Raw genomic sequence first — 12512 nt, forward strand, 5'->3', positions numbered from 1 at the left:
TCCCACCGCCTAGGCATGAGTGTTTGGGCATCGGATGCTCAATTGCTCTCGCCGGTGGTGGCCCCACCAGCACTGGAATCGGACGGTCCCGGAGTCGGAGCGAGCGTCACGCTCGGCACCACCGAGGACGTGGTCGGTGCACCGGAACCGCCGGAAGTGGTGGCCGCGCTGGAACTGCCGGACGTAGGCGCGGACTTGGCCGCGGCCGCCGGGCCCAGGCCGGCGACGTCTCTGGCTGCGGCGGCGAACCATTCGCCGGTCCAGTCGGTGGCCGATTTTCCATCTCCGGAGATCGAATCGTGCTGGTAGGAGCCGTGCCGCAGCAGCACGTCGGAGTACTTGGTCCAGGTGCCGACGTCCAGCAGGTCGGTGTTGTCTTTGACGTCGTTGACCACTTCGGTGAAGGTCGACTGAATCAGCCGGGACGCGGTCGCGGGGGGAATGAGCTCCGGCACTGCCGAGAGCAGCTTGGTGCCCAGAACGGCCAGGCCCGCCACAGGATTGGCCAGGCCCGCGGTCGCTATCTCGGCGATACTCGACGGAGTCAGCACCGTCTTGACCACCGTGGAAATCGCGTTGATCGCGATCGTGCCGACCTTGAGAACGGCTTTGAGGACGTCGGTCGGATCGACTTCGGTCCGCGGATCCGACGCTTCAGCCAGCGACGCGGAGATCGACTTGTTCGAGTTCAAACTCAAACTGGCGAGGGACGTGCCGGTGATGTTGTTGTTGACCACGTTGGTAGCGGCCTTGATCGCGGTCAGGCCGAGCGCTTGGGTGATGCTCTGCAGGGACTTGATGGGGTCGTTGCCGATCTCGACCTGCCCGGCGACATTGGCGACCGTCCGCAACAACGCGGCATTGTCTGGGGCGTCGCAGCTCAGATCTCCTGGGGAGCAGAAGGACGCGACCCGGCCGGTGAGATCACCGAAGCTCACCGCGATATCGCGTTGCGGGCCGATGCCACCGCCTTGGGCCGACATATCGGTCACCGCGGCGACCGAACCGACTGCGCCGCCGGAGGTACCGGGCACCGGCTCCGGAGTGGTGCGATCCGGGGCACCGGGAAACACCGAGGCGGAGCGGTTGCGGGTCGGGTCACCGAACAGCGCCACCCCCGCGATCTTCGCCGCCGGAATCGGCCCGCTACCGGCGCCGATCTTTTGCGCCAGCATCGAGACCACATGCGCGCCTTGCGAATACCCGGTCAACGCCACATAGGACGACGGGCACGAGGCAGTGATCTGAGTGACCTTGTCCGTCAGCGCGGTCAGCCCATCGTTCACGCTGGTCTCGTAGTTCGTGGTCGCGGTGGACGGGCCCATTCCGCCGAAGGACGCGTCATAGGGGATGTAGGCGCGATCGACGCTGACACCGGCGGTTTGGGCAGCTGCCATGAACGGGGTGAAAACCGTGCTGAGCATGCCGGTGTCGGTGGTCGGAGCGGCATCGGGTGAGGATTCGCCGGTGCCCTGCACACCCAGGGCGTACACCGCCGGGCAGCCACCGCTGTCCTGATCGGCGGCCGCGACCGCAGTAGCGAACCCGGTCAACAGCAGCGCGGCCGCGGCCGCGGCGGGGTATCGGAAAATGTTGGTACTCATAGCAATCCTCCCAGAACGAGCCGGTATGCATCGCGGGTGGCGTCGTCCAGGCGCTCCCAGATCAGAGCCCCACCAGCCGCCAGATGACGGTCGTAGGGGACATCGACCACGTCGCGGACCCATTTGGAGAGGTGGGTGCGGACGTGTTCGACCGCGCCGGCACCGAACCCGCCGGGAATCTGGTGGCAGACCACGATCACCGTGCGCTGGATCAGCCACTCCCCATGCCGATCCACCAACACACCCAGGGTGTGGTTGAGGGAATTGAGCGAGTCCGCACGAGCGGCCACCACGACCGCCAGGCCGATACGCGGATCAGCGATCAGAGGAGCGATTAGGGCCGAGCCGACGTGCCCGCCACCGTCGAATACCGGTGTGATCCGGGCATCTTCGAGGTGACGATGCACCGACACGAAGGTGTCCCCACCGGGCAGCGGGTCCGCGGTGCGGGTCATCACGTGCACACCGGTGGAAGTACGTCCGGAGCACGCAGCGACCGCCGAGCGCAATCCCGGTTGCGGCGTGGTCAGCCACGATTGCACGGTGGAGACGCTGACCTGGGCGTCGCAGCCGCGCCGCCCGAGATCTCCGCCCCACGCGGTGGCGTCGACCGCGACCATGTCGGGGATGTCCTGCCCGGTCGCGGCCGCGCTGGCCAGGCCCAGGGCGGTGGTGGTGACCCCGACTCCACCCCCGGAACCCAGGACCAGCATGGACGGAACCTGTACGCGGATCAGATTTTTCGGTCCCGCACCCGCCGGCAAGAGATCTGTCGGAGCACCGGCGGGTGCGGCCGTATTGAACGTCCCGGCGTCATGTTCGCCCAGGACCGGATCGAGGAAATTGATGCGCAACATCACTGCCCCCCAGCGGTGATCGCGGTAATGACGGTGTGCCCGTCCTGCTGACCAGTGGTCACCGTCTGCTGCCAGCGCGGAGCGGTCCCGTCCGGTCGGCGTTCCTCGATCTGCACGTCGAACCGGTCCGGCGCCAGGGTCGTGATCGACACGCAGTGCTGGGTATGGGCCGGGACCGCCGCGACCGCAGCACGTGCCTGGTCGGGATCGGCCGCGACCGCGTCAGCGGACAGAACAGTGCGTGCGGCATCAGCGTTGCGGGCGACGTACCACTGGTACTGCTGGAACAGGATCAGATCCGGGCCGGTGACACCCGGGGTTCCGGGGGCTTTACCCTGACCGTTGCCGACAACCAGAGTAGGACTGTGGGTTTCGGCGCACCACGGGGCCGCCGTCTTGGTCGCGGCCGCGGGTTTCGGTGCAGGCGCGGCAGCCGGGGAGCCGCTGTGCCCGGTCAGCATCACTACTCCCCCGCCCACCAGCGCCAAGGCTGCCGCGGCGCCGATTCCGGCCCGCACCATCTTCCTGCGGGTGGCAGCGAGGTCGGAGCGTCGGCGCATGTCTGCGGCGATCTCACTTATCGGATCGTCGGTATCGACGAAGACCTCGCCCGGCTGCTCGTCCAGCTCGGAAAGTTCGCTGTCGGTGTCGGGCTGGTCGGGTAACCAGCTTCGCCAGCTTTGGGTTGTCGTCATGGTTTTCACCCCTTCCAGCACGTGATTCGAGGTCAGTTACCGACTGCGGCCTGCACGGCAGCGAGCGCGTCATTGATCGGTGCCGCCAACGCGCCGAGCTGGTCCGGAGAGACCGGCGGGAGCGCCGCGACCGCGTCACGCAAGGAATTTGCGGTGTCCTCGAGGGCCGGGTTATCCGCGGTCACCTGCGTCACGGTGGTGTCGACCTGCTCGGCGACCTGCTGAACCACCGGTGCGACATCCGGTACCGGCATCGGGTCCGCGACCGGGGCCGAGGCCGCATCCGCCACGGGGGCCGGATCCGGGGCAGGAGCATCGACCGGCGCGGGAGCCGGATCCGGTGCCGGGGCAGATGCGGGGGCATCGACCAGGGGCGGAATGTCGTTGGGCAGGGCCACGTCTCGGTCTGCGCCGCCGATCACCGCGCCGGTTCCGGCACCGGCCAATCCACCGGCCAGGCCTCCGGCGGCCGCGGCACTGGCACCGCCGCCCACACCGCCGACACCGCACCCGATCGCTGCGCCGATGCCCGCACCGGGCAACGCCAGCGCACCGGCGGTCGGGATTCCGCCGATCAACGCGCCTGCGACCGCGCCGACTGCGGCGCCGACACCGCAACCCACACCCGCCCCGACCGGGGCCGCGAGGAGGGCACCGGCGGGAGCGCCGATCACTCCGCCTCCGATCGCGGCGGCGGCCATGCGGTCGGAATCGTTGCGCGGCAACCCGAGTGAGTCACCGACCGCCGCCAGGTTCCATTCGGCCAGGTCGGTGTAGGCCTGCGCTTTGTCGTGCGTGCGCTGATCGACCCCGTCCGGCAAAGCGACGAGGGTGGTGCCCAGGCGCAAGGTGTGTGGATCGGCCGCGGGGATCGGCGGCACCGGATCGGCCGGGGTATCGGCGACGGTGTCGGTTTCCTCGTCCGTGGTTTGCGGGGCCACCCACTGCTGGCGCGGGGCGACCTGCTGCGGGGCGCTGCGCTGCGGCACGACCTGCTGCTGGGGCTGGGGTGCGACCTGCTGCTGCGGGGCTACTTGCTGTTGCGGGCGCGGGCGGTTCGGCACGGGCAGAACGGTTTCCGGATCCGGAGCCCAGTCGGCCATGCTCGCCGGCGGCGGAGTCTGCACCACCGCGGCCGGAGGCGAGGGCACGGTGCTCATGCCCGGTTGCCCGGTCCCGGGTGAGACCATGCCGGGCTGGCCGGGGTTCGCGGCGGCGACGCCGGTGGCCACGGCCAGGAGGGCGGGCCAGGTGCCCAGGGCGATCAGGGTCTTGTGCTTGCGCGAGATGCTCATTGTTGTGTCCCTTCGATGCAGCGGGTGACCTGGGCGAAATGCTTGGAGGGTCCCCAATTTCGGGGGCCGACGACACCGCCGAACACCGGCACCGTGGACATGTCCATACGGGCCGGGACCGGGGGTGTTGGTGGTACAGCACATTGAGCGTGGCGCAGCTGCGCGCGGCAATATGCCGCGTGCAGCTGCGCCCGCGTATCGGTGGCGGCGAGGGTAAAGACCCTGCACGCCAACGCAAATGGGGAATCCACACGCACCCGCCCTTGTCGTGTGGCGGTCCCGCCGGCACCTGGCCCCGAGGTTGGCCGGGCCGGACGGGACCGCCACAACCCCCGTACCCGCACGAGGACGGGCCGGGTGACTGTGGGATTGCTACGAATCTGGGGTGCGTGAATAGACATGACAGGGACCCCCTTTGGGGTAGGTGGCAGGAAGATCCCGACGCGCGCACCGAATACACCCGGTACGGGGGGATCGAAATGAAGGAATGCGAGCTGGAAGAGGTTCCGGAACAAACGGAGACCAGCTACACCTTCAGGGCTGCCACTACAGTCCCTGGACCACTCAGTTCAAGCAATTTCAGCGTTGCTGATGTGTTGCCATCTGCTGAGCTGGCTTCAGAGTAAACCCTCGAATGTCAACCACACAACAGGTCATCTGGTTTGTTTTTTTCATGCCCACGTCAGCACACGAAAAAAGGCCGGGACGCGCGGTGCGTCCCAGCCTGACAGCTGGTGCTGGTCGAAATCCGCCTGCCGCCAGGACTTTTGGCGGGTGTTCGGGCCGGTCGGGTCAGGCTTTGCTGATGCGGACCACGTGCAGGTTCGCGCCGACTTCACCGGGGTAGCGGCGCGAGATCATCGTGATGGGCTGCCACCCGGACTCGGTGAACGCCCGGATCCGGCACGCTGTCGTGCGTTCCTCATCGGGCCCGATCTCCTGGAAGGTCGCGCGGATCGTGTCCCAGTCCTCGGGGTGGAACATCTGGGTGTCGCCGTTCTCGCGTTCCCAGTCGATCCACGCCGGGGTCTTGCCGATCCATTCGGCGATCACCGGACGATCCACGGACTCCGTCGAGGCCAGCAGCGCGGCGGCGGGACCGTCCACGGGCCGGTCCGTGGTGATCCCCAGCGCCTCGAGAGGGCTGATCGCCGGGGTCTGGAAATCGGTGATGTCGAGATTCAATCCCCGCATCCCGGTGTGCTTCTCGTCTTTGCGTCCCCGCCCGGCCGCCTGCCACTGCATCAGATGCCCGTCGTTGTGCAGCACGGTGAGCAGAACGTCGTGGACCGCGTCCGGATCCGGAGTGACCCCCATCGTCACCAGTTCGTCGATCGCGTCATAGCGCACCACCCTGCGGAACATCTCCGCCGGCGACAAGGTGCCCGCACCGGCGACCTCGCCGGGCAGGTTCGACATCTCCCACGACTGCGCGGTCAGCTGCGCGGCCAGGGTCTCTAGGTGGAAACACAATCCGGCCGCAGGCCGGTGCGGGGTCGGCTCCTCCTCCAGGCCGCCGATCCACAGATGCAGCCCGTACACATCCCCCGTCGGGCCCAGCACCGGCACGATGCGCACCATGCGCTCGCTGCCGTTTCGCGCGCGCACCACCCGGTCCACCACCGCGCCGCTGTCGCTGCCGCGTACTTCCTCGAGGAGCTCGTCGAGGTCGAGTCCTTCGTGCCGGTGCAACGACCGCAGCGACGTCCACTCTCTGGGCGCGCCGTCTTTGTTGATGATGGTCATCGGGGCCGGTGGATTCGCCAGGGCTTCGATGAAATACCAGGTCAAGGCATGCCTTTCAGGTCGCAGGGACTACCGGCGGCGGGCAATGAGCTCGAAGGGTTCGGGACGCAGACTGCCCCGCTCGTACAGTCGCAGACCCCCACCGACATCGCGTGCCGCAGCACCGACCGGAAGTGCCAAAAAATAGCTGTGCAGAATCCTGGCCAGCAGCAACGTCGCCTCGTGCAACGCGAACGCCATCCCTATACAGGCACGAGGCCCGGACCCGAACGGCTTGAACCACGCATCCGGATAGCTTCGCCGCCGGGTTGCCTCGAACCGGTCCGGGTCGAAGCGATCGGCATCCTCACCCCAGACGAGCGGGTCGCGCTGAGCGGCCAGCGACAGCAGGAAAACCGCGTGCCCCTTGGGAATTCGGTAGCCGCCCAGGACACGGTCCTCCCGGGCTACCCGGAACAACCCCGGCACCGGCGGATGCAACCGCAGCACCTCGTGCAGGAGGTTGCGGATATCGCGCATGCCCGCGACCTCGTCATATCCCCACCCACCGCGCGCTTCGATGCCGGCGCGCAACCGCTGCTGCAGGACCGGATCGGCAGCCAGGTAGTACAGGGCTGCCTCGAGCAGTGCCGCAGTGGTCTCGTGACCGGCCACCAGGAACGTCAACACTTGGTCCGCGATGTTGTTGTCGGGCAACGCTTCCCCGGTCTCCGGATCGAGGGAGGTGAGCATCAGCCCGAGCAGATCCTCCGCGTCGGTGCGCCCGCTCGCCCGCCGTTCGGTGATCAGGCCCTGCACATAGGCGCGGGCCGCACCGATATCGCGGCGCATCCGCGGCGCCTGCAATCGTGTGCGAATTGCGCCCACGACCGGCAGATCGTTGGTTTGATCGGAGGCCCACCGCAGGATCCGGGCGAGGGCATCGACGAACCATTGCGCCTCGACGGCCTGCGCGGGAGCCGCACCGAGCAGCCCGAAGGGTTTGCCGAATCCAGCGCGCGCGATCACTTCCAAGGTGGCCGCGGTCATAGACGCGTGCACATCGATCCGCCCACCCGGGGCGTGGTCCCACGCCGCTTCCAGGTCATCAGCGACGGTGGTCATGGCCTGGTGGTAGGTGCGCATCGACGCCTGGGTGAATCCGGGAGACAGGATGCGATGCGCTTTGCCCCACAACGGATCCCGTGACTTGGCGGTGAACAACCCCGTGGGCACGATTCCCCTCAGCACCTCCCCCGGCCCGGCCAGGCACCGCGCCCAATAGGTCTCATCGCACGCTTCGGTCGCCAGCGCCGCGCCCGCGACCACGATCACGTGCGAGGACAGAATCTTGCGGCCGAAGATCGGGCCCAGACTGCGCGAGAGGGCGAGTTCGTGCTGGGTCGGGCGGACCCGATCCACCGAGGCGAGGTCACCCAGGATCGGCAGCCGGCCCGGGGCGTGCGGCAACTTCTCCAGGGGCAGCGGGGCGGTTCGTGTCATAGCGCGAGCTCATTTCTCGTCTCGGAAAACAGGCAGAAATCGCGTTGAACTGGTCATAGACGGTTTAGCTATGGGTGATTGACGTCACTGGATCGGAGTGTTCTACTGATCTTGCGCTGGGCGGTTTCCCCTGGTGGCGTCGCAAACTTCATCCGATTCTCCGCAAGCCCGCGCAGCGGGTTTGCTGTCGCTGATCGGATACCGACGCCCACCTTCGAAAGGGAGAGACCGCCCATGTTGTGTTTCACCCCCACCATCACCCGAGGATCCACCGCCCACAGCCGAACACGCCGGGGCGGGGATCGATCCTGCCCACGTATGGAGGTCAGTCATGCGTACGAACAGACCGCTGGACCCCACCACCTCGACCCCGACCCCGGTCAAGCCCGCCGCTTCCGGGCCCGAATCCCCTGAGCGGCAGGGAGCACGGTGGCAGTGGGTGGTCATCGACACCATGAGCGAAGTGCCCTCCCTGATCCTCGACGGCAACAGCCCCCGCAACTTCAGTCGCCTCAACCGCGCCTCGATCGCCCGCAACAGCACCGTCGCCCGCTTGCTCCCAATACTGGTCAGCGAGGTACGCCGCACCGGCCAGACCGCTTCCAAGTATTTTCCGGCCGGGCGCGACGAACACATGCAGCGCCTGATCGCCGTGCCCGTCCTCGGGCCTTCCGGCGACGTCCACGCCGTCGCCGCCTGGGCTGGCCCCTTGCACGAGCCGCTACCGCGGATGCCGATCATCGGCGCGCTGAGCTGGACTCCGTCCGGTGTCGTCACCACCACCCCGCCCGCGCAGTTCCTGTTCCGCGACCCGTCCGGGGACCTGCTGACCGGGCACACCATCCCGCAGATGCTCAGCCACTTCGATATCTGGGACGACCGCGCGACGTTCCTGGAAATGTTCAACGTCACCAAACTCAGCGCCCCGGCGCCCACCGACCAGTGGTGCGGCACTGCCACAAAAACCTACGAGGACGGCAGCCCGCACCAACTGTTCCTCGCCGCCCGGGCCACCGGCACCGGCACCGCCCGGGTCGTGCGCGCCGTCGTCGCCGACATCACCGGCGGAGTCGACCCCTCCCGCCCGGACCTGACCCTGGTCGCGATCCGGCACATGCCCATCCCACCCGGCCACGCTCTGGCCTTGTGCGACTTGAAAACTGGCTTCGTCCACGAATGGCTGACCGCCCCGACCAGTCCCCTCGCCAGCTGGCGGCACCACAACCCCGAGTTCAGCGTCGATGACCGCCTCGCCGTCGCGAACGCCTGTTTCGATCTGGCTTCCGGACTGGCCGATACCGCCTCCATCCGCGCGCATGTGCGCTTCTCCCCCACCAGCGAGTGGATCGAACTCGTCGGGCACTGGACCCTCCTCATGGCCGGCGACCGCCCGCAAGCCCTCATCGACATCACACCGCTGAGCACGATCCCCACCCCTGTAGTTGCGGACTGCCCGATGTGCCAGGACATGGCCCAAAACAACAGCCCCGCCTCCTGAACCTGGGAAGTCAGCTCGGAAGCAACGCCGTCAGAATCTCGGCTGCGTGATCGACGAAGAGAAGGTGCCCCGCGCCTTGGACTTCCTCGAACTTGCTGCCCGGCACCATGGCGGCCAACCGGTAGCCGTCTTCGATCGGTACGTTGCCGTCACCATTGCCGTGCCAAATCTCCACCGGCACAATGATATCGGCGGGGTCAAACCCCCACGGCCTGGCGAACAACACCTGGAAATCGACCGCCACACCCCGCGTACCAGTTTTGAACGCCTCCTGGATATTCGCGGCCAGCTGATCCCGCAACCAGTCATCACCAGTGATGCGATCCCGATCGGCCGGGGACATCTGCGCAATCATCGCCGCCAACCCTCGCGGCTTGCGCACCACCTGCTTCATCCGGGCGGCCGCCGGACGGGCCAGGAACGGAAACCGCCGGAGGATCATCAATCCGCCCGATCGCTTGACCCCACCAGCACCCTTACCAGCGGTCTGGTCATCGAACGGGGCCGGAGAACTCACCACGACCGCCTTGCTGACCCGCTCAGACAGCCGCGCCGCAGCGGCTAGGGCGTACGGGCCGCCACCGGAGGCACCGAGAACCGCGAACCGCTCCACCCGGAAGTAGTCGGCCACGGCCGCCACGGTGTCAGCGAAATCCGCGACTTGCTTACGCGGCGACAGCGTCGACATGCCCATCCCTGGCCGATCGAGCGCAATCAGTCGCACACCCACCGCTCTCGCGGCCGCATCGGCGAAAGCGGTGCCTTCCACATGCGAGCCCGGCGCGCCGTGGAACGCAATCACCGGATATCCGTCCCGGTCACCGCAGTCCATCCCACCCACCGCCGCACCCTGCAGTGTCATTGTCCATGGTTTCGGAGTCGTCATGCCCGCAGAATAGGGGTCAGCAAATCCGCAGCACATCAAAACTGTTGACACCGCCCGGTTTCTGGCACAAACCGTCGCTACCTGCACAGAAAGGTCGCCCGACCGGTTGGCATTGGTATTGGTAGCTCGGAACCTGCGCCCGAGAGCCGGACGGCCGTTCTATGGCGGAAACGCCAACCGGGACACGAGAAGCGCTGACAATCAGCATCATTCGTCGCTGTCCCATCGTTGGGGTTCAACGATTTTGGTCTTCTCAGCACGATCGGAATGTATCGGGTTGTCTCTCCAAGTCCGGTTACTCTTGACATCGAGTCTCTCTCGGTGGAACCGTCGCGATCGTCCCCGTAGCTAGATCGAGATCGCTTGGCGCCGAGGCGAACTCAGAAGGAGTACCAGGCGCCATGCAGAACAACCCCAATTCGACTAAGTCCACTCTCCGCCAGAAGTCGCTAATCACATGGGTTGTCGGCGGAATATCCGAACACGTCAGCGTTGAACTGCGTCCCGCATACAACGCCGTTACCATGGCGCTCACAGTGAGCTAGGCGTCTCGATATGTTCTCACCGTCGGCGTTCAGTAGTCGGTCGCCACCGGGTTGCGCGACAGATCGCGTTGCACGCCGGTAACGCAAGTGAATACGTCCCGCTGCAACTGCCGGTCTTTCTGGATCCGATCGAGCGGTCCGCAAACGGAAACCGAGACCGCGATGCGGCGGCCGGTGCTGCTCAACTGCTGCCTGACCACAATCGGAGCTGCGATACATCCGACATCGTGGACGTTTTCACCGTGATCGAATGCCAGCCCAGAATTTCGGGCGGCACGCACCTGCACGGCGAGTTCGTTTCGAGTACGACACGTTCGTGCAGTGGAAACCTGTAAGTGCTCACCGAAGGTGCGGTCGAGGAATGCATCGTCCTCGACCGACAGTAGGACTTTGCCTGAGGCGGTCAGGTGTGCCGCAGTACGGGAGCCGACGACAGTGGGTACATGGCCTGGCGGCACATCGCCGAGCCGTTCCCACCAGATCACCGACTCTCCGTCCAGGAATGCCAGGTGCACCAGCAGCCGGGTTCGCGCTCGCAGCTCCTCAAGATGCGGCCGGACCAGACGATGGAACCAATGTCCTTGGCGGGCTTCGGTACCCAACTCGAACAATCGGACACCGAGTTCGTAGTTGTTTCCGATCCTGGTGAGCCAGCGGTAGCGAACCATCTGGACCAGAAGTCGGTGCACCGTCGTTTTGGGCATCTCGGTAAGAACGACGATCTCGGTAAGGGTCAACGGACCCTCGATTGTTACAGCGTCGAGAATCACTTCGATGCGGTCCATAAGTCCGGTCAGCGAGGTGTCTCTGATGGTCTCCGGGCCGCCAGTTGTGGCCATTTCTATGCGCCGATTGAAACGCTGGACGGCTACCGAGCCGAGTCGAAATCGGGTTGATACGCGCTATCGGCTTCCGCCCACTGCTCGGGGCCACTCGCCGAGTTGAGGCTGCCTGCCGCATGCGCGACCGAGCCCACGACACTCATCCCGAAACGGCCCGATGAGTCCCACATGGTCGCCGAGCCGGTCGCAATGCCGTCGCTGGAGATGTGATTGTCGGCCTCGATTCCCACGACCGGGCCGATCGGCAACCGCGCCAACAGCATCGTCACATCGTGGTTGATGAACCCGATTCCGCGATCACTCCAACTGGTCAGAGTATTGGTCAGTTCACCGACCATGGCGGCACGAACGAACGGCGTGTTCTCGATATCGGCTACAACCTGCGGCTGGTCGAACCACAGCCGCTTGCGGCCGGAATTCTGATGTTCAGGCATCGAAATGCTCCATCGGTCCGGATGCTCGTCACTACCCCAAAGAATGCCCGGCCGGGGAAGTTGAGCGGCCAACGAGTCAGTAAGGCGCATTGTCGCGTCGGCAGGCTGCCAGCGCGTACCCGTCGGATCCTGGGACGGGCGTATGGCCACCATCGACGCGCGGGCGACTATACGTTCGCCTTGGCGAACCAGCACATCGGCGATACGGATGCTTCGCCCCTCCCGCACCGGGGTGACCTCCGTCTGCAGCGGCGCGTATGCCGGCTGCCGGAAGATGTCCAACACGAACTTCGCCGGACGGTACCCGGCTTCGCTCCATGCCGATTCCACCGCGTGCGCGCTCAACCCCGCGAGCGCCTGTCCGTTGATCGAGTCGGATGACCACTGACTCTGGGAAAACGGCAGCGGATGGAACTGGTCGCCTCGATGTTCGAAATAGGTCATGCTTTCCCCTCCATGTCGATCGTGCCCCACCTGATGCACTCGATTGACACTAGGACGCGTTCCAGTTGACCGCAATACCCATCGTGAGGATGGGAAGCTGTCGACGCTCGAAGCAGGGAGGATTCGATGGAAACATGTTCTGGCCAACCAGATCTCGCCGATCGAGGCCAACCGAACCACGCTT

The 12512-nt window shown here is 66.1% G+C and carries 10 protein-coding genes; 1 reads left to right on the plus strand and 9 read right to left on the minus strand.

The window, feature by feature from the left end; all coding sequences use genetic code 11:
- Window positions 1-38 precede the first annotated feature (38 nt).
- The 6 genes from ABZX86_RS24265 to ABZX86_RS24290 all read right to left on the minus strand — a co-directional run bounded on the left by ABZX86_RS24265 (window position 39) and on the right by ABZX86_RS24290 (window position 7679).
- Window positions 39-1604: a cutinase family protein gene (locus tag ABZX86_RS24265; protein ID WP_355126961.1), complete on the minus strand. Its 1566-nt coding sequence runs from the start codon at window positions 1602-1604 to the stop codon at window positions 39-41.
- Window positions 1601-2461 (minus strand): hypothetical protein, encoded by an 861-nt coding sequence (locus ABZX86_RS24270; RefSeq protein WP_355126962.1) that lies wholly within the window; start codon window positions 2459-2461, stop codon window positions 1601-1603. The genes ABZX86_RS24265 and ABZX86_RS24270 overlap by 4 nt, the downstream gene beginning before the upstream one ends.
- Complete coding sequence (locus ABZX86_RS24275) at window positions 2461-3156, minus strand: hypothetical protein (RefSeq protein ID WP_355126963.1); 696 nt, start codon at window positions 3154-3156, stop codon at window positions 2461-2463. The genes ABZX86_RS24270 and ABZX86_RS24275 overlap by 1 nt, the downstream gene beginning before the upstream one ends.
- 32 nt (window positions 3157-3188) lie before the next feature.
- Window positions 3189-4451, minus strand: coding sequence for a hypothetical protein (locus ABZX86_RS24280; RefSeq protein ID WP_355126964.1), 1263 nt, complete (start codon window positions 4449-4451; stop codon window positions 3189-3191).
- Between the two features lie 792 nt (window positions 4452-5243).
- Window positions 5244-6242: a GAF domain-containing protein gene (locus ABZX86_RS24285; protein ID WP_355126965.1), complete on the minus strand. Its 999-nt coding sequence runs from the start codon at window positions 6240-6242 to the stop codon at window positions 5244-5246.
- Window positions 6243-6266: 24 nt separating this feature from the next.
- Window positions 6267-7679, minus strand: coding sequence for a cytochrome P450 (locus ABZX86_RS24290; protein WP_355126966.1), 1413 nt, complete (start codon window positions 7677-7679; stop codon window positions 6267-6269).
- A gap of 439 nt (window positions 7680-8118) precedes the next feature.
- Here ABZX86_RS24290 and ABZX86_RS24295 point away from each other — a divergent pair, with 439 nt between their 5' ends.
- A complete protein-coding gene (locus ABZX86_RS24295; protein ID WP_355126967.1) occupies window positions 8119-9177 on the plus strand; it encodes a GAF domain-containing protein in 1059 nt (352 codons plus the stop codon).
- A 10-nt stretch (window positions 9178-9187) separates the two neighbouring features.
- Here the strand turns inward: ABZX86_RS24295 and ABZX86_RS24300 are convergent, their stop codons facing one another.
- From ABZX86_RS24300 to ABZX86_RS24310, 3 genes are all read right to left on the minus strand, one after another.
- A complete protein-coding gene (locus ABZX86_RS24300; RefSeq protein WP_355126968.1) occupies window positions 9188-9979 on the minus strand; it encodes an alpha/beta hydrolase in 792 nt (263 codons plus the stop codon).
- Between the two features lie 658 nt (window positions 9980-10637).
- Complete coding sequence (locus tag ABZX86_RS24305; protein WP_355126969.1) at window positions 10638-11447, minus strand: IclR family transcriptional regulator; 810 nt, start codon at window positions 11445-11447, stop codon at window positions 10638-10640.
- Between the two features lie 29 nt (window positions 11448-11476).
- The gene (locus tag ABZX86_RS24310) at window positions 11477-12328 is read right to left on the minus strand and encodes an acyl-CoA thioesterase domain-containing protein (protein ID WP_355126970.1); all 852 of its coding nucleotides are present in this window, start codon (window positions 12326-12328) and stop codon (window positions 11477-11479) included.
- Between the last annotated feature and the right edge of the window lie 184 nt (window positions 12329-12512).

This window comes from Nocardia sp. NPDC006630, from assembly GCF_040611495.1.
Lineage (GTDB): Bacteria > Actinomycetota > Actinomycetes > Mycobacteriales > Mycobacteriaceae > Nocardia.